The sequence below is a fragment of the Paraburkholderia sp. WC7.3g genome (genome assembly GCF_050436345.1).
GTDB lineage: Bacteria > Pseudomonadota > Gammaproteobacteria > Burkholderiales > Burkholderiaceae > Paraburkholderia > Paraburkholderia podalyriae.
Map to the genome: position 1 here is coordinate 3,483,078 of NZ_JBNDMA010000002.1, position 16,439 is coordinate 3,499,516.

Sequence of the window (16,439 nt, forward strand, 5' to 3'; positions counted from 1 at the left end):
GCGACTTGTGACAGTCGTGACAGTCGCCGCGGCGCTTAGCCGAGTTCGCTCACGAGCTCCGGCACGACGGCGAACAGATCGCCAACGAGACCGTAATCGGCGACGCTGAAAATCGGCGCTTCTTCGTCCTTGTTGATCGCGACGATGACCTTCGAGTCCTTCATGCCCGCGAGGTGCTGGATCGCACCCGAGATGCCGACCGCGACGTACAGTTGCGGCGCGACGATCTTGCCCGTCTGGCCGACCTGATAGTCGTTCGGCACGAAGCCCGCGTCGACGGCCGCGCGCGAGGCGCCGAGCGCCGCGCCGAGCCTGTCGGCCAGCGGTTCCAGCACCTTCGTGTAGTTCTCGCCGCTGCCCAGACCCCGGCCACCCGACACGATGATCTTCGCGCTCGTCAGTTCCGGACGATCGAGCTTCGTCACTTCGCGGCTCACGAACTGCGAGATGCCGGCGTCGGCTGCCGCTTCGATCTTCTCGACCGCTGCGCTGCCGCCAACGGCGGCGACCGCGTCGAAGCCCGTCGAGCGCACGGTGATGACCTTGACCGGATCTTGAGACTGAACCGTCGCGATCGCGTTGCCCGCGTAGATCGGACGCTCGAACGTGTCGGCGCTATCCACGGCCGTGATGTCGCTGATCTGCGCGACGTCGAGCTTCGCGGCGATACGCGGCGCGATATTCTTGCCGTAGGCGCTGGCCGGCGCGAGGATGTGCGTGTAGTGCTTCGCCGCATCTTGCACCAGCGTCAGCACCGTTGCTTCGACGTTTTCCGCGAGGCCCGCGGCGAGTTGCGGCGCGTCGGCAAGCAGCACCTTCGAAACGCCTGCGATCTGCGCTGCGGCGTCGGCCGCCGCCTGCGCGTTGTGACCCGCGACCAGCACGTGAATATCACCGCCGATCTTCTGTGCCGCGGCGATAGTGTTCAGCGTCGCGGCCTTGATCGACGCATTGTCGTGTTCTGCAATTACCAGGTTCGTCATTTCTTGGGTCTCCTCACAGCACCTTGGCTTCGCTCTTCAGCTTCTCGACCAGCGTCTTCACGTCCGGCACCTTCACACCGGCGGAGCGCTTCGGCGGCTCGGCGACTTTCAGCGTCTTCAGACGCGGCGTGACATCGACGCCGAGCTCCTCGGGCTTGAGCGTTTCCAGCGGCTTCTTTTTCGCCTTCATGATGTTCGGCAGCGTCACGTAGCGCGGCTCGTTCAGGCGCAGATCGGTGGTAACCACAGCGGGCAGCGTCAGCGACAGTGTTTCCGCGCCGCCGTCCACTTCACGCGACACCATTGCCTTGCCGTCCGCGACGACCACCTTCGACGCGAACGTCGCCTGCGGCAGATTCGCGAGCGCGGCGAGCATCTGGCCGGTCTGGTTGGAGTCGTCGTCGATGGCCTGCTTGCCGAGGATCACCAGCTGCGGCTGCTCCCTGTCGACCAGTGCCTTGAGCAGCTTCGCGACTGCAAGCGGCTGCAGGTCTTCGTTCGATTCGATCAGGATCGCGCGGTCCGCGCCGATCGCAAGCGCGGTGCGCAGCGTTTCCTGCGCCTGCGTCACACCGGCCGACACGGCGATCACCTCGGTCGCGACGCCCGCTTCCTTCAGGCGCACGGCTTCTTCCACCGCGATTTCGTCGAACGGGTTCATCGACATTTTCACGTTCGCAATGTCGACGCCCGTCCCGTCCGATTTCACGCGGACTTTGACGTTGTAGTCGACCACTCTTTTCACTGGCACCAGAATTTTCATGCACACGCTCCAAAGTTACGAATACGTCAACCAGACGAACATTATAGCGACTGCCCTTACGACAACCGTGTCGCGGGCGCTTTGCGCGAGGATATCGCTCCTCAGCGGCGTGACGGCAATATCGAACGATCGTTCTATTTTAATCTCCAAAAAACCCGGGAGACAACCCCGGGTTCCGACTCGGACCTCTAATTTCGCATTGCCGTCGTGTCCTGCGAGGTTCGTTGACGGTTACATCACCAGGAGGTGATCACCGAGCCGCCGAATTTGCTGTCAACGAACTGCTTCACTTGCGGCGAGTGGTACGCCGCGACGAGCTTCGCGACCCACGGCTTGTTCTTGTCCGCGTCACGAATCGCGATCACGTTCACGTACGGACCCTTCGGGTCTTCGATTGCGATGGCGTCCTGCTTCGGCTTGAGGCCCGCTTCCATCGCGAAGTTGGTATTGATCGCGGCGGCGTCGACATCGCCCAGCGAACGCGGAATCTGTGCCGCGTCGAGTTCGACGATCTTCAGTTTCTTCGGATTGTCGACGACATCCAGCGGCGTCGCCCTCAGCCCCGCATCGGCGCGAAGCTTCAGCACACCCTGCTTCTGCAGCAACAGAAGCGCGCGGGCACCATTGGTCGGGTCGTTCGGCACCGCGATCTTCGCGCCCCGTTGCAGTTCGGTGAGCGACTTGATCTTCTTCGAGTAGATCCCCATCGGGTAGGTGACCGTATCGGCGATACGGATCAGCTTGTAGCCACGATCTTTCACCTGCGCCTGCAAGTATGGGGCGTGCTGGTAGCTGTTCGCGTCCAGATCGCCGCTCGCAAGCGCCGCGTTCGGCTGCACGTAATCGGAAAATTCGACGATCTTGATGTTCAGGCCATTCTTCGCGGCGACCGTCTTCACGACGTCCATGATCTGCGCGTGCGGGCCGCCGGTGACGCCGACCTTGATCGTGTCTTCGGCATGCGCCCCGGCGGTGGCGAACAGCGTTGCCGCGCCGATCACGGCGGCCAGCTTGAGAATGAAGCGACGTTGCATGATGGACCTTTTTGCGAATCTCTATTGGCGGGCTTCAGAACGCCCTTGTTTATTTGTGGCTCAAACGACGCACGAGCCAGTCCCCAAACGACTGCACGAGTTGCACGAACACGATCAGAATCAGCACGACCGCGAGCATCACTTGTGGCAGGAAGCGCTGATAGCCGTAGCGGATGCCGAAGTCGCCAAGACCGCCGCCGCCGATCGCGCCGGCCATCGCCGAATAGCCGACCAGCGACACGAAGGTGATCGTCAAACCGGCGACCACGCCCGGCAGCGATTCCGGCAGCAGCACCTTGAAGACGATCTGGCGGGTGGTCGCGCCCATCGCCTGGGCCGCCTCGATGAGCCCGCGATCAACCTCGCGCAGCGCCGTTTCGACCAGGCGCGCGATGAACGGCGCCGCGGCGATCGTCAGCGGCACGATCGCGGCCGCGGTGCCGATCGACGAACCGACGACCAGCCGCGTAAACGGAATGACGGCGACCAGCAGAATGATGAACGGCGTCGAGCGCACCGCATTGACGACCACGCCCATCACGCGATTCAACGCGACGTTTTCGAGCACGCCCTGGCGGTCGGTCAGATACAGCAGCACGCCGAGCGGCACGCCGACCACAGCGCCGATCAGTCCGGAGATGCCCACCATGATGAGCGTCTCCCAGAACGACTGGACGAACATATCGAACATTTCACTCAACATGCGAGAGCTCCTCCACTACGACACCCTGCTCGCGCAGAAACGTGATCGCCTGCGCGACCTTGGCCGGATCGCCGCCCGCGAGCACCGCCAGCGAGCCGAACGCCTGCCCCTGGATCTCGTCGATCTGGCCGTGCAAGATGTTGAAGTCGAGCTCGTAGCGGCGAATCGTCTCCGACAGAATCGGCTGATCGACGCCCGAACCGGTGAACGCGAGGCGCAGCAGATGGCCGCTGCCGGTCTTCAGCCGCTGCGCGACGCGCGCCTTCATTGCGGGCGGCAGCTCCTGCGCGATCACGTCGCCGATCAGCGCGCGCGTGACTTCATGGCGCGGCTGCAGGAACACGTCGATCACCTTACCCTCTTCGACGACACGGCCCGCGTCGAGCACCGCGACGCGATCGCAGACCTGCTTGATGACGTCCATCTGGTGCGTGATCAGCACGATCGTCAGGTTCAGTTCGCGATTGATGCGCTTGAGCAGATCGAGGATCGCGCGGGTGGTCTCGGGGTCGAGCGCGGAGGTCGCCTCGTCCGACAGCAACACCTTCGGCTTGCTCGCGAGCGCACGCGCGATACCCACGCGCTGCTTCTGGCCGCCGCTGATCTGCGCCGGATAGCGGTCCTTCTGAGCCGACAGACCGACGAGGTCGAGCAGCGGCAGCACGTTCGCCTCGATTTCGTCGCGCTTCATGCCGGCCAACTCGAGCGGCAATGCGACGTTCTGATACACGGTGCGCGACGACAACAGATTGAAGTGCTGGAAGATCATGCCGATTTCGCGACGCGCGTCGCGCAATTGCGCGGCCGGCAACGTCGTCAAATCGCGGCCGTTGACGAGGATGTTGCCCTCGGATGGGCGCGTCAGCAGATTGAGGGTGCGCACGAGCGTGCTCTTGCCCGCGCCGCTGCGGCCGATGATGCCGAACACCTCGCCCGCTGGAATCGTCAGATTGACGTTGTGCAGCGCCTCGACCCAGCCCCGGGGCCCGACAAACCGCTGAGAAACATTGCGTATTTCGATCATGGACAAACGAAAACGGCGGAGGCTGCCGGCGAGCACGGTGCTCCCGGCAAGCGGCCGCCGTTTCTATTATTGGGATTTGAGGTCGCCATTCTACCGCAGGGACGTCATACCCTTTAATAATCAATTCCGGTCTTTTCATAACTTCAGGGCATTAGAGCCGCGCTTTACTACACGGCACGCGCGCCCCGAGCCACTCCGACTATGATCGGTCCATCTCCTTCAGCGCAGGCCGCCGCTATGCAGACTTCCCCGAGCCACACCGTGCGCGCGAGCGCCGGCAGTCTCAATAAAGACGCGCCGCAGCGCGCGTCGGTCATGACCGGCGACGGCATCGCGTTGCCGCTATACCGCTGGCAGCCGAGCGGACCGACACGCGCGACGGTCGCGCTGCTGCACGGTCTCGCCGAACATGCCGGCCGTTACGCCGCCGTCGCGGGCCGGCTGAACGCGTCGGGCATCGAGCTCGTCGCGATCGATCTGCGCGGTCACGGCCACGCGCCCGGTAAGCGCGCCTATGTGAAACGCTTCGACGACTACCTGCTCGATGCGCAGGCGCTGCTCGACGCCGCCGCGCAAAGCTGCGCGCCGTTATTCCTGATGGGTCACAGCATGGGTGGCGCGGTGGCGGCGCTGTATGCGATCGAGCGCCTCGACGCGAGCGGCCGGCGGCTGAGTGGCCTGATCCTGTCGAGCCCCGCCCTCGCGCCGGGACGCGACGTCCCCAAGTGGATGCTCGCGCTAAGCCAGCTGATCAGCCGGGCCTACCCGGGATTCCCGGCGATGAAGATCGACCCCGCGCTGCTGTCGCGCCTTCAGCCGGTGGTCAATGCCAACCGCAATGATCCGCTTGTGCATCACGACGCGATTCCGGCGCGCACGGGCGCCGAGCTGCTGCTCGCGATGGCGCGCATCGAACGCGGTCGCGCGGGGCTGCGCATGCCGCTGCTCGTGTTTCACGGCACCGACGACAAACTGACCGAGCCTGACGGCAGCCGCGCGTTCGGCGAACACGCTGGCTCGCCCGACAAGACGCTCGCGCTCTACGAGGGCAGCTATCACGAGACGATGAACGATCTCGATCGCGATCGGGTGATCGAGGCGTTGGTCGAGTGGATCGAAATGCGGGCGGCGGGACGGCGTTGAGCAGATGCAGCGCTGGCAGTCGTCGACTAGCGCTTCCACTGCGGCGCGCGTTTGTCGATGAACGCCTGCACGCCTTCGAGCGCCGATTCGTCCATCATGTTGCACGCCATCGTCTGCCCGGCGAGCTGGTACGCGGCTTCGATGCCCATTTCAAGCTGCCGGTAGAACAGGTCCTTGCCCGCGCTGACCGCTTCGACCGGCTTCGCGCAGATGCTCGCGGCGAGCCGCGCGACTTCGTCGTCGAGCGCATCGGCTGGGGCGAGGCGGTTCACGAGCCCCTGTTTGCGCGCTTCGGCGGCGTCGATGAAATCGCCGGTCAGCAGCATTTCGAGCGCGGCCTTGCGCGACAGGTTGCGCGACAGCGGCACCGATGGCGTCGCACAGAACAATCCGAGGTTCACGCCCGACACGGCGAACCGCGCGGTATCCGCAGCGACCGCGAGATCGCACATTGCGACGAGCTGGCAGCCGGCCGCGGTCGCGATGCCGTGCACGCGCGCGATCACCGGCTGCGGCATGCGCTGGATCGTCATCATCAGCTTCGTGCAGCGCGCGAACAGCTGCTGGTAGTACGCGAGCGACGGCGCCGCGCGCATCTCCTTGAGGTCGTGCCCCGCGCAGAACGCGCGGCCCGCGCCGGCGATCACGACCACGCGGGCATCGGTCTTCGCGATCCCCGTCAGCGTCTGCTGCAGTTCGTCGAACAGCGCTTCGGACAGCGCGTTGAACGCTTCGGGCCGGTTCATCGTCACGCACACGACGCCCGCCACGCGATAAGCGTCGGGTTCGATCGTGACCAGCGACGCGTCGCCGGTGTTGGCAGGGCTGGCGTTCATGGCTCGCTCCTCGGTGCGTGAATGTCGATCTTCGCTCGCTGGCTTTCGGGCCGCTCAAATCTCCGCCAGCGACCGCACGTGCGCGACCACACTGCGTCCGAGCGCCGACAGGTTATAGCCGCCCTCCAGACAACTAACGATGCGCCCGCGTGCGTAGCGCCTCGCGATTTCGCGCACCTGGTCGGTGATCCACGCGTAATCGTCTTCGACGAGGCCCATGTTGCCGAGGTCGTCCTCGCGATGCGCGTCGAAGCCGGCCGAGATGAACAGCATCTCCGGCCTGAACTCGTGCAGGCGCGGCAACCACAGCATGTCGACCGCTTCGCGCACGGCCATGCCGTTCGAGCGCGCCGGCATCGGCACGTTGCACATGTTGGACGCCTGGTTGTCGGCGCCAGTGAACGGATAGAACGGGTGCTGGAAGATGCTGCACATCAGTACCCGCGGGTCGCCCGAGAACGCGGCCTCGGTACCGTTGCCGTGATGCACGTCGAAGTCGATGATGGCGACGCGCGCGAGGCCATGCACGTCGAGCGCGTGGCGCGCGGCGATCGCGACGTTGTTGAAGAAGCAGAAGCCCATCGCGCGCGCCGGCTCGGCGTGATGACCCGGCGGCCGTACGCTGCAGAACGCGTTGTCGTAACGGCCTTCGATCACCGCGTCGGTGGCGGCAACGGCCGCGCCCGCCGCGCGCAGCGCGGCCTGCCAGGTGTGCGGGTTCATCGCCGTGTCGGGATCGATTTCGGCGATGCCTTCGACGGGCGCGCGGCCACGGATGTAGTCGACGTGCGCCCGCGTGTGCACGCGCAGCAGCGCGGCCTCGTCGACGAGCGGCGGCGACACGCGCTCGATCAGCGCGTCAATGCGGCTCGCGATCAGTTGATCCTCGATCGCCTGCAGGCGCGCGGGACACTCTGGATGCCACTGCCCCATGTCGTGCAGCAGACAGTCGGCGTGGGAATAGAAGCCTGTTGCCATAGTTTGTGTTGTGCGTCTCTTCTACGGCGCGGCGCATGGACTGTGCGCGCGGCGTGTCTCCGTCGAGCGGCGCGCGCTCCCGCGCGCCTGGATTCGTCAAGTTACCACACGACGCCGCTGTCGCTGAATCGGCACGGTTTTGCGAAAGCCGTCGGGTATACTTCCCCGACCCGTTATTCGCCGTTTCGTTCCTGCCGCTTTCCGACTGCTTCCAGCCTTTCACGCATCGCGCCCACTGCTCACCATGACCGTCAAGCTTGCTCTGTCCGCACGATCCCCACGCAACCGGCTTCGCCTCGGCACCCTCGCCGCCTCACTGAGCGTCGCATCGTGCATGTTCATCGCAGCAAGTCCCGCAAGCGCGCAACGCGCCACGAAGAAAGCGCCGGTGCAGGTCGCGCAGAGCCAGCCGCAGCAGCCGGTACCACAAGGGCAAACGTTCGAGGAAGAGATCATTCCGCAGCGCTATGCGCACAACGCGAACGTCGATGCGTTCATCAACGAGATGGTCGCGCGCTACGATTTCGACGAAGCATCGCTGCACGCGCTGTTCACCGGCGTCAGCTACTCGGCGACCGCGGTGAAGCTCGTCACCCCGTCACCGACGCCTTCGATCAAGAACTGGCGCGCGTATCAGGCGCGCTTCCTCGACCCGGTGCGCGTCAATGCCGGCGTGCAGTTCTGGAGCGAGAACCGGGCCACGCTGCAGCGCGCTTATCAGGAGTTCGGCGTGCCGCCCGAGATGATCGTCGGCATCATCGGCGTCGAGACGATCTACGGTCGCTACATGGGTAACTTTCGCGTGCTCGATGCGCTCACCACGCTGAGCTTCGATTATCCGAACACCGCGAATCGCGCGGACCGCCAGGCGACCTTCCGCAAGAATCTCGAAGACTACCTGGTGTGGACGCGCGACTCGCAGATCGACCCGAACACGGTGCTCGGCTCGTACACGGGCGCGATCGGCATTCCGCAGTTCCTGCCGAGCAGCATCGTCCAGTACGCGGTCGACTACGAGGGCAACAAGCGCATCGATCTGCGCACGAGCGATGCCGATGCGATCGGCAGCGTCGCGAATTATCTGCGTCAGAACGGCTGGGAAAACGGCCGGCCGGTGGTGTGGCGAATCGGCTCGGACGCGGGCAGCCTGGGTGTTGCGCAGGCGGCCGCCAATGGTCAGCCGGAGCCGCACTGGCCGCTCGATCAGTTGCTGCGCGCCGGGCTGGTGCTGAACGAGCCGAACATCGACACTGCTTCCGAAGCGGGCACGCCGGTCACGGTGGTCGATCTGCCGAGCCCGGGGCGTGGCACCGAGTTCGTGCTCGGCCTGAAGAACTTTTACGTGCTCACGCGCTACAACCGCAGCTTCTTCTATGCGCTCGCGGTGTATCAGCTGGGTCAGAAGGTCAAGGCGCAGATTGATGCGATCGACGCGGCGAATGCCGCGAAAGCGGCCAACAACGGCAACGCGTCGCAAGGTCAGGCGGATCAGTCGAACGCTGCTTCGCAGTGAGTCTCGCCGCGAGTCGCCGTGCGCGTCTCGCGTTGAAGGACGTAAAAAAAGCGCCGGCTCGACCGGCGCTTTTTATTGGCTCGCGCGCCCGCGAAGGCGCCCGGCGACCCGCCTACGCGGGAAACACCCCCGTGGACAGATAGCGGTCGCCGCGATCGCAGACGATGAACACGATCGTCGCGTTTTCGACCTGACGTGCGATGCGCAGCGCCACTTCGCACGCGCCGCCCGACGAAATGCCCGCGAAAATGCCTTCGACCGACGCCATCCGGCGCGCCATCGCCTCGGCTGCGGCTTGACTGACGTTCTCCACGCGGTCGACGCGGCTGCGGTCGAAAATCTTCGGCAGATAAGCTTCCTGCCATTTGCGAATGCCTGGAATACGGGAGCCTTCTTCCGGCTGCGCGCCGATGATTTCTATCTGCTGGTTCTGCGTTTTCAGATACGTGGAGACGCCCATGATCGTGCCCGTCGTGCCCATCGACGATACGAAGTGCGTGATGCGCCCTTCCGTGTCGCGCCAGATTTCCGGGCCCGTGCCTTCAATATGCGAGGCTGGATTGTCCGGGTTCGCGAACTGATCGAGGATGATGCCCTTGCCTTCGCGCTGCATCTGCTCGGCGAGATCGCGCGCGTACTCCATGCCGCCTTTGACCGGCGTCAGAATGATTTCCGCGCCGTAGGCGGCCATGCTCTGACGGCGCTCGACCGACAGATCTTCCGGCATGACCAGCACCATCCTGTAGCCGCGGACCGCGGCGGCCATCGCGAGCGCGATGCCGGTGTTGCCGCTCGTCGATTCGATCAGTGTGTCGCCCGGCTTGATGCGTCCGCGTGCCTCCGCCTTCCTGATCATCGACAGCGCCGGTCGGTCCTTCACCGACCCCGCCGGATTGTTGCCCTCCAGCTTCGCAAGGACCACGTTGTTGCGGCTGCGGATCTCGTCGTCGGGAAGCCGGACGAGTTGGACGAGCGGCGTATTGCCGATCGTGTCTTCGATTGTTTTGTATGCCATATGGGGTCTAGCGATCGATGCGCGCGAAAGAGTGTCTTCAATGCATCGATTCTAAACCACGATCTTCGACGCCGCCCTGCAGCCCTGGTGTCCGCATGGATGCATGCCGGTTGCTAAGCCGAACGCCCGCGGCTGCGAGCCGCGGGAGATCGTGTATACCAATCGACGGAACGGGACGTTCGCGAACCCCTGCGTTGCAAGCCGCCCGTCAGCATGGCACGCGCAAGGCTCGCGACCGCTTACTTCTTCACCGCCACGGCGGCGGCGCCCTTCTGCGCGGCGCCGGGAGCGGCCGCAGCGGCCGGCTCCTTACCCGTTGCAGCTGCCGCAACCTGCGTGCTAGCAGCCGCGCCAGCCGGTCCGACAGCGAGACCCTCCGCCTGCAGGCGCTCGATGGTGTGCCCGCCCATGCCCTTGACGCGCTTGCCGAGATCGGCCGCGTCCTTGAATGGGCCGTGCGCATTGCGTTCGTCGAGAATCGCTTTGACTTTTGACGGACCGAGGCCCTTGATGCCGCGCAGCGCGTCTTCGTTAGCCGTGTTGACGTCGACCGCCGCATACGCGTGGCCGAAGGCGGCGAGCATCGCCGCGGTAACCAGTACTTTTCGAAACATATTGGAATCTCCCTGTTGCCACTGGCCGGAGACCATCACCGGTCAGGAGATTCCAGTTTAAAGAGGATGCCGTACGAATCACACCTGGCCGAACAGCCAACGCACGTAACGATCGACACCTTCCTGCACGCTCAGAAATGGCGCGTCGTAGCCGGCCGCGCGCAGCTTCGACTGATCGGCCTGTGTGAAGCACTGATACTTGCCGCGCAGCGCGTCGGGAAACGGAATGTATTCGATCAGCCCGCGTTGCACCTGATCCGCGAGCGACAGCGCCGGCTCGTTGTTCAGCGCGCGCAGCGTGTTCACCACGGTGCCCGCGATGTCGTTGAACGGCTGCGCGCGGCCGGTGCCGAGATTGAAAATGCCCGACTTCTCCGGATGATCGAAGAAGAACAGGTTGACCTTGACGACGTCTTCGACCGAGATGAAATCGCGCGTCTGCTCACCGGCCGCATAGCCGTTGTATTCGCCGAACAGCTTGACCTTGCCCTCGGCGCGGAACTGGTTGAAGTTGTGAAACGCGACCGACGCCATGCGCGCCTTGTGCGTTTCGCGCGGACCGTACACGTTGAAATAACGGAAGCCCGTAATCTGGCTTTTTGCCGTGGGCAGCACGCGGCGGATCACCTGGTCGAACAAAAACTTCGAATAGCCGTATACATTCAGCGGCTGTTCGACCTCGCGCTCTTCGACGAAGCGGCTCGAGCCGCCATACGTCGCCGCCGACGACGCGTATAGAAACTGGATGTTCTGCGCGAGGCAGACGTCGAGCACGTCGCGGCTATAGCGATAATTGTTGTCCATCATGTAGCGGCCGTCGGTTTCCATCGTGTCCGAGCAGGCGCCTTCATGGAAAATTGCGCGCACCTTGCCGAAGTCGCCGCGCCTGAAGCGCTCGACGAATTCGGTTTTGTCGAGATAGTCGTCGATTTCGCAGTCGACCAGATTCCTGAACTTGTCCGCGCGCGTAAGGTTATCGACGGCGATGATGCGTTGTTCGCCGCGCTCGTTGAGCGCCTTGACGAGATTGCTGCCGATAAAACCGGCCGCGCCGGTGACGATTACAGTCATGATGATCCTGCGGTAGTGAGCTTCGTTCAGTCAACGCCGCGCGGGGTGCGCTGGCCCGTCAGGACGACGGGGCCCCGCGAGCTGCATCAGGAAAAGAGTTCGTCGTAGTCGACGGTGGCGGTGCCGAGTTTGCCGACCACGATGCCGGCCGCGCGATTCGCGAGCCCGACCGCGTCGACCAGCGAAAGACCCGCGCCGAGCATCGCGGCGAGCGTCGCAATCACGGTGTCGCCGGCGCCCGACACATCATACACTTCGCGCGCAACGGCCGACGCGTGCAGGATGCCATCGTCGGAGAACAGCGTCATGCCCTCCTCCGAGCGCGTCAGCAGCAGCGCCTTGAACTGGAGCTCGGCGCGCAGCTTCGTGACGCGGGTGATCAGATCTTCCTCGGACTTCCATTGTCCGACGACCTCGCGCAACTCCGCGCGATTCGGCGTGATCAGCGTTGCGCCACGATAGCGCTCCCAGTCGTCGCCTTTCGGATCGACGAGCACCGGTTTGCCAGCCGCGTGCGCCTTCGCGATCATTTGCGTCACGTGCGTGAGGCCGCCCTTCGCGTAGTCGGACATCAGGATCACGTCGTATGACGGCAGCAGCTCGTCGAAACGCGCGAGGCCCGCGAGCAGCACCTCGTGTGCCGGCGAGTTTTCGAAATCGACGCGCAGCAACTGTTGCTGACGCGACAGCACGCGCAGCTTGATCGTCGTCAGCAAGGCCGGATCGCGTTCTAGATGCGGCGTCACGCCGCTTTCGCCGAGCAGTTGCACGATGCGCTCGCCGGGCTCGTCATGACCCACCACGCACAAAAGACCCGCCTGCGCGCTGAGCGCGATCGCGTTGCGCGCGACGTTCGCCGCGCCGCCCAGCCGATCTTCCTGGCGCTGCACGTGCACGACCGGCACGGGCGCCTCCGGAGAAATGCGGTTCACGTCACCGAACCAGTAACGGTCGAGCATCACGTCGCCGACCACCAGCACGCGCGCTGCGTTGAGCTGCGCGCGCGGCACGGTCGGGAGCTTCTGCGGCGTCGTGGACGCGGGCGCCGCGGGCATGGACTCAGGCATCGACCGGAAGTTCAGAGGGTTGGGCATAGGGGCGTCCAATAGCGTGGTAGTCGATACCGAGCTCGGTCATCGCGTCCGGTTCGTATAGATTGCGGCCGTCGAAAATCAGCGGTGTCTTCAGCACCGATTTCAGATGCACGAAATCAGGACTCTTGAACTCCTTCCATTCGGTCACGATGACGAGCGCGTCGGCGCCGATCAGCGTTTCGTCCTGAGTGCTCGTGAACGTGAGGCGCGCCAGCTGCTCCGGCGCAGCGTGCAGATCCATCGCGAATACGCGACGCGCCTCGGCCACCGCGACCGGATCGTACGCGCGTACGCTCGCGCCGCGCGCGAGCAATTCGCCGATCACGCGGCGGCTCGGCGCCTCGCGCATGTCGTCGGTATTCGGCTTGAACGCGAGACCCCACACCGCGAGCGCGCGGCCGCTCAAATCCTCGCCGAGCTTCGCGGTGATCTTGTTCACGAGCACGTCCTTCTGCTGGTAGTTCACTTCCTCGACCGCCTCGAGAATGCGCAGGTTGTGACCGCTCTCGCTCGCGGTGCGAATCAACGCCTGCACGTCCTTGGGGAAGCACGAGCCGCCATATCCGCAGCCCGCATACAGGAAGTGATAGCCGATACGCGGATCGGAACCGATGCCGCGACGCACCGCTTCGATGTCGGCGCCGACCTTGTCCGCGAGATTCGACATCTCGTTCATGAACGAGATGCGCGTCGCGAGCATTGCGTTGGCCGCGTACTTCGTGAATTCGGCCGAGCGCACGTCCATGTATAGCGTGCGCTCGTGATTGCGGTTGAACGGCGCGTAAAGACGCTTCATCATTTCGCGCGCGCGCACGCCCGGTTCGTCTTCGTCGATACCGATCACGATGCGATCGGGGCGCATGAAGTCGTCGACGGCGGCGCCTTCCTTCAGGAACTCGGGGTTCGACACGACCGAGAAGCGATGCTGCACGCTGCCGGCAAGCCCGCGCTTCGCGAGTTCTTCGTCGATCACCACGCGCACGCGCTGCGCGGTGCCGACCGGCACCGTCGATTTGTCGACGATCACCTTGAAACCGTTCATCGTGCGGCCGATGTTGCGCGCGGCCTCGAGCACGTATTGCAGGTCGGCGGAGCCGTCTTCGTCGGGCGGCGTGCCGACCGCGATGAACTGCACGTCGCCGTGCGCGACGCTCGCCGCGACGTCGGTCGAGAACGTGATGCGGCCGGCCGCGCGCGTGCGCGCAATCATCTCCTGCAAGCCCGGTTCGTGAATCGGCACGCCGCCCTTGTTGAGAATGTCGATCTTGCGCTGATCGACGTCCAGACAGAAGACGTCGTTGCCGATTTCGGCGAGACACGCGCCGGTGACAAGGCCCACATAGCCGGTGCCGATAATGGTGATTTTCATACGCTTTCCGGTAGAGGGTTCCGGTGGTGAATGCCGGTCATGAAGCCGGCGATAATCTCGTTGCGAAATTCGCGGGGCGGTCGCGCGGCAATCGACGCCGACGCGGCCAACGCCGCCCGTGCGCCGTCAGCTCGACGCGGTAATGGGCTCGACGCGGCGTGGCGCATAGGTTTCCCAACCGCTGCAACCGGGGCACTGCCAGTAGAAAAGCCGCGCCCTGAAACCACAATTCTGGCACGTATAGCGCGGCAGATTCTTGGTGCGCTGCCGGATCAGTGTGCGCATCAACTCGAGCTCGCTGCGCCGCGGCTCTTCGGCGACGGCCTGCTGCGCTTCGAGCAGGCGCGTCATGCCGGCCAGATTCGGCGACTTCTGCATTTGCGTGCGCGCGAGTGCATGCGCGGCATCGGCGCCGCGCAGCGACGCGACGTGCTGATACGCGACATCGAGCAGATCGTTGCTCGGATGACGGTCGACCCACGTGGTCAGCAGATCGGCGCCCTCCTGCGCCCGGCCGAGCGCTTCATACGCCTTCATGATCTTCTCGGCGACGAGCGGCAGATACGCGGGGTTCTGTTCCTCGACGCGGCGCCATTGCCCGATCGCCGCTTCCGGCGCGCCGCCGGTCACGTCGACATCGCCGAACAGGATCGTCGCGCGCACGTTGGTCGGGTTAGCCTTCAGCGCGAGACCGAGCTGGTGACGCGCTTCGTCCGGTTTCTTCTGCTGCAGCGCTTCCTGCGCAAGTTCGCAATGGAACTGCGCAATTTCCTTGTCGAGCGACGGTGCGCCCATCGTTTCGAGGTGTCGCGCGGTATCGATCGACTTGACCCAGTCCTTCTCGATCTCGTAGATCGTCAACAGCGCGCGTTGAGCGCCCAGTGCGTAATCGCCCGCCTGCAGCGAGCGGAAGGTTTCTTCGGCACGGTCGAGCAGACCTGCTTTCAGGAAGTCCTGGCCGAGCTCGTACAGCGCGTGATCGCGCTCACTGACAGGCAGGTCCGCGCGGCTCAGCAGATTTTGATGCACTCGGATCGCTCGATCCGTTTCGCCGCGCCGGCGGAACAGATTGCCGAGCGCGAAATGCAATTCGACCGTTTCAGGGTCGAGCTTGACGACTTCGATGAATGCGTCGATCGCCTGGTCAGGCTGTTCGTTGAGCAGGAAGTTCAGACCGCGAAAATACGAACGCGGCAGGTTGGCGCTTTCGGACAGCAGCGTCTTGAGGTCGTAGCGCGCAGCCATCCAGCCGAACGCGAACGCGACGGGTATGACCAGCAGCCACCAGAAGTCTAGATCCATGCGATTAATGCAAATGTGCGGGAAGCGGAAACGAAAAGCCGCGCTCAGCGCGCGCGGCGCAAAATAGCTCAGATCAGCGGCGGCAGCGGCGGCGGCTGCTCGACGACGGGTGGGGTTTCGCGCGCCACGCGCAGTTCGCGCCTGAGCCGGCCATTCTCCATGCGCAGACGCACGACGGCCGGCATCGCCGATATAAGCCCCGCGAGCAAGCCGATCACGAAAAATGCGAGGCCAATCAGAATCAGAGGCGCCGACCAGACGTAGCCGGCGAGGAAATTCAGCGTAGCGGGTTGCGTGTTGGAGAGCGCCAGCACCAGCAGCAGCACGAACACCAGCACACGGATCAGCCAGACGATAAATTTCATGAATGGATCTCTTGACGGCAGTTGCGGGGTGACGCCGGCTCGATGACGCGTCGCGCCACAGTGTTGCCCGCGCCGAAGTGACCCGTATTGTAATGGATGCCCTCGCGACTGGGCAGCACGTGGCGGGACGGGGCACTTACAGGCGATTCGCGAAATGCAACGGCCACCGGAAGGCGCCCCCTCAAATCATGGACGAAAAAAAAGCGCCCGAAGGCGCTTTTCCTGGTCTTTTGCCGACTGGCTTTGGCCGCTGACGCTAGCTATGCCACGCTGCAAGACGCACAGCGGAGTCATTAAAGGTCGTCATCCGGCTCCTCGGCCTTCAGCGGCTCGCCCGCGCGACGATCCACCCGCTCACGCAATTCCTTGCCCGGCTTGAAGTGCGGTACGTATTTCTCGGGTACCAGCACCTTCTCGCCCGACTTCGGATTGCGCCCGACGCGGGAGGGACGGCGGTTGAGGCCGAAGCTGCCGAAGCCACGAATTTCGATACGATGACCTTTGGCAAGCGCCTCCGACATCGCATCGAGCATCGTCTTCACCGCGAAATCCGCATCTTTGAGAACAAGTTGCGGAAATCGCGTAGCCAGCTGGGCGACCAATTCCGATTTGGTCATACTGCAGCAGACCTC

At 64.1% G+C, this 16,439-nt stretch carries 17 protein-coding genes; 2 read left to right on the forward strand and 15 right to left on the reverse strand.

Annotated features, from left to right (window positions below):
- Positions 1-35 precede the first annotated feature (35 nt).
- The 5 genes from OKW43_RS27440 to OKW43_RS27460 all read right to left on the reverse strand — a co-directional run bounded on the left by OKW43_RS27440 (position 36) and on the right by OKW43_RS27460 (position 4,507).
- The gene (locus OKW43_RS27440) at positions 36-983 is read right to left on the reverse strand and encodes an electron transfer flavoprotein subunit alpha/FixB family protein (protein WP_429450893.1); all 948 of its coding nucleotides are present in this window, start codon (positions 981-983) and stop codon (positions 36-38) included.
- A 13-nt stretch (positions 984-996) separates the two neighbouring features.
- Complete coding sequence (locus OKW43_RS27445; protein WP_429450895.1) at positions 997-1,746, reverse strand: electron transfer flavoprotein subunit beta/FixA family protein; 750 nt, start codon at positions 1,744-1,746, stop codon at positions 997-999.
- Positions 1,747-1,982: 236 nt separating this feature from the next.
- Positions 1,983-2,780 (reverse strand): MetQ/NlpA family ABC transporter substrate-binding protein, encoded by a 798-nt coding sequence (locus OKW43_RS27450; protein ID WP_429450897.1) that lies wholly within the window; start codon positions 2,778-2,780, stop codon positions 1,983-1,985.
- A gap of 49 nt (positions 2,781-2,829) precedes the next feature.
- Positions 2,830-3,483: a methionine ABC transporter permease gene (locus OKW43_RS27455; protein ID WP_429450899.1), complete on the reverse strand. Its 654-nt coding sequence runs from the start codon at positions 3,481-3,483 to the stop codon at positions 2,830-2,832.
- A complete protein-coding gene (locus OKW43_RS27460; RefSeq protein ID WP_429450901.1) occupies positions 3,473-4,507 on the reverse strand; it encodes a methionine ABC transporter ATP-binding protein in 1,035 nt (344 codons plus the stop codon). The genes OKW43_RS27455 and OKW43_RS27460 overlap by 11 nt, the downstream gene beginning before the upstream one ends.
- Positions 4,508-4,744: 237 nt before the next feature.
- Between OKW43_RS27460 and OKW43_RS27465 the strand changes: the two genes are divergently transcribed.
- Entirely contained in the window at positions 4,745-5,650 is a 906-nt protein-coding gene (locus OKW43_RS27465; RefSeq protein ID WP_429450903.1) for a lysophospholipase, read from the forward strand.
- 26 nt (positions 5,651-5,676) lie between these two features.
- On the opposite strand, the gene OKW43_RS27470 is transcribed toward OKW43_RS27465, so the two are convergent.
- Positions 5,677-6,486, reverse strand: a complete 810-nt coding sequence (locus tag OKW43_RS27470; RefSeq protein WP_429450904.1) for an enoyl-CoA hydratase — start codon at positions 6,484-6,486, stop codon at positions 5,677-5,679.
- Positions 6,487-6,540: 54 nt separating this feature from the next.
- Positions 6,541-7,464 (reverse strand): histone deacetylase family protein, encoded by a 924-nt coding sequence (locus tag OKW43_RS27475; RefSeq protein ID WP_187635515.1) that lies wholly within the window; start codon positions 7,462-7,464, stop codon positions 6,541-6,543.
- Between the two features lie 334 nt (positions 7,465-7,798).
- On the opposite strand from OKW43_RS27475, the gene mltB reads away from it, so the two are divergent.
- Positions 7,799-8,977 (forward strand): lytic murein transglycosylase B, encoded by a 1,179-nt coding sequence (mltB, locus tag OKW43_RS27480; protein ID WP_187635516.1) that lies wholly within the window; start codon positions 7,799-7,801, stop codon positions 8,975-8,977.
- 112 nt (positions 8,978-9,089) lie between these two features.
- Here mltB and cysM read toward each other — a convergent pair whose 3' ends face one another.
- From cysM to OKW43_RS27520, 8 genes are all read right to left on the reverse strand, one after another.
- Positions 9,090-9,992 carry a cysteine synthase CysM gene (cysM, locus tag OKW43_RS27485; protein WP_187635517.1) on the reverse strand — a complete coding sequence of 301 codons (903 nt, stop codon included), beginning with the start codon at positions 9,990-9,992 and terminating at the stop codon, positions 9,090-9,092.
- 239 nt (positions 9,993-10,231) lie between these two features.
- Positions 10,232-10,606, reverse strand: a complete 375-nt coding sequence (locus OKW43_RS27490) for a ComEA family DNA-binding protein (protein WP_187635518.1) — start codon at positions 10,604-10,606, stop codon at positions 10,232-10,234.
- Positions 10,607-10,684: 78 nt separating this feature from the next.
- Positions 10,685-11,677, reverse strand: a complete 993-nt coding sequence (gene rfaD, locus OKW43_RS27495) for an ADP-glyceromanno-heptose 6-epimerase (protein ID WP_187635519.1) — start codon at positions 11,675-11,677, stop codon at positions 10,685-10,687.
- 86 nt (positions 11,678-11,763) lie between these two features.
- Positions 11,764-12,771, reverse strand: coding sequence for a D-glycero-beta-D-manno-heptose-7-phosphate kinase (gene rfaE1 / locus OKW43_RS27500; RefSeq protein WP_281393989.1), 1,008 nt, complete (start codon positions 12,769-12,771; stop codon positions 11,764-11,766).
- On the reverse strand, positions 12,737-14,140 hold the full coding sequence (locus tag OKW43_RS27505) for a UDP-glucose dehydrogenase family protein (RefSeq protein WP_429450908.1): 1,404 nt from the start codon (positions 14,138-14,140) through the stop codon (positions 12,737-12,739). The genes rfaE1 and OKW43_RS27505 overlap by 35 nt, the downstream gene beginning before the upstream one ends.
- A gap of 126 nt (positions 14,141-14,266) precedes the next feature.
- Positions 14,267-15,442, reverse strand: coding sequence for a lipopolysaccharide assembly protein LapB (gene lapB, locus OKW43_RS27510; protein ID WP_187635521.1), 1,176 nt, complete (start codon positions 15,440-15,442; stop codon positions 14,267-14,269).
- 68 nt (positions 15,443-15,510) lie between these two features.
- Positions 15,511-15,807 (reverse strand): LapA family protein, encoded by a 297-nt coding sequence (locus OKW43_RS27515; RefSeq protein ID WP_429450910.1) that lies wholly within the window; start codon positions 15,805-15,807, stop codon positions 15,511-15,513.
- Between the two features lie 293 nt (positions 15,808-16,100).
- Positions 16,101-16,424 carry an integration host factor subunit beta gene (locus OKW43_RS27520; RefSeq protein WP_006050255.1) on the reverse strand — a complete coding sequence of 108 codons (324 nt, stop codon included), beginning with the start codon at positions 16,422-16,424 and terminating at the stop codon, positions 16,101-16,103.
- Positions 16,425-16,439 lie beyond the last annotated feature (15 nt).

Excerpts from the sequence above, each read along its gene's own strand:
- OKW43_RS27440 (WP_429450893.1), bottom strand. The coding sequence starts at position 983 with ATGACGAACCTGGTAATTGCAGAACACGACAATGCGTCGATCAAGGCC.
- OKW43_RS27445 (WP_429450895.1), bottom strand. The coding sequence starts at position 1,746 with ATGAAAATTCTGGTGCCAGTGAAAAGAGTGGTCGACTACAACGTCAAA.
- OKW43_RS27450 (WP_429450897.1), bottom strand. The coding sequence starts at position 2,780 with ATGCAACGTCGCTTCATTCTCAAGCTGGCCGCCGTGATCGGCGCGGCA.
- OKW43_RS27455 (WP_429450899.1), bottom strand. The coding sequence starts at position 3,483 with ATGTTGAGTGAAATGTTCGATATGTTCGTCCAGTCGTTCTGGGAGACG.
- OKW43_RS27460 (WP_429450901.1), bottom strand. The coding sequence starts at position 4,507 with ATGATCGAAATACGCAATGTTTCTCAGCGGTTTGTCGGGCCCCGGGGC.
- OKW43_RS27465 (WP_429450903.1), top strand. The coding sequence starts at position 4,745 with ATGCAGACTTCCCCGAGCCACACCGTGCGCGCGAGCGCCGGCAGTCTC.
- OKW43_RS27470 (WP_429450904.1), bottom strand. The coding sequence starts at position 6,486 with ATGAACGCCAGCCCTGCCAACACCGGCGACGCGTCGCTGGTCACGATC.
- OKW43_RS27475 (WP_187635515.1), bottom strand. The coding sequence starts at position 7,464 with ATGGCAACAGGCTTCTATTCCCACGCCGACTGTCTGCTGCACGACATG.
- mltB (WP_187635516.1), top strand. The coding sequence starts at position 7,799 with ATGTTCATCGCAGCAAGTCCCGCAAGCGCGCAACGCGCCACGAAGAAA.
- cysM (WP_187635517.1), bottom strand. The coding sequence starts at position 9,992 with ATGGCATACAAAACAATCGAAGACACGATCGGCAATACGCCGCTCGTC.
- OKW43_RS27490 (WP_187635518.1), bottom strand. The coding sequence starts at position 10,606 with ATGTTTCGAAAAGTACTGGTTACCGCGGCGATGCTCGCCGCCTTCGGC.
- rfaD (WP_187635519.1), bottom strand. The coding sequence starts at position 11,677 with ATGACTGTAATCGTCACCGGCGCGGCCGGTTTTATCGGCAGCAATCTC.
- rfaE1 (WP_281393989.1), bottom strand. The coding sequence starts at position 12,771 with ATGCCCAACCCTCTGAACTTCCGGTCGATGCCTGAGTCCATGCCCGCG.
- OKW43_RS27505 (WP_429450908.1), bottom strand. The coding sequence starts at position 14,140 with ATGAAAATCACCATTATCGGCACCGGCTATGTGGGCCTTGTCACCGGC.
- lapB (WP_187635521.1), bottom strand. The coding sequence starts at position 15,442 with ATGGATCTAGACTTCTGGTGGCTGCTGGTCATACCCGTCGCGTTCGCG.
- OKW43_RS27515 (WP_429450910.1), bottom strand. The coding sequence starts at position 15,807 with ATGAAATTTATCGTCTGGCTGATCCGTGTGCTGGTGTTCGTGCTGCTG.
- OKW43_RS27520 (WP_006050255.1), bottom strand. The coding sequence starts at position 16,424 with ATGACCAAATCGGAATTGGTCGCCCAGCTGGCTACGCGATTTCCGCAA.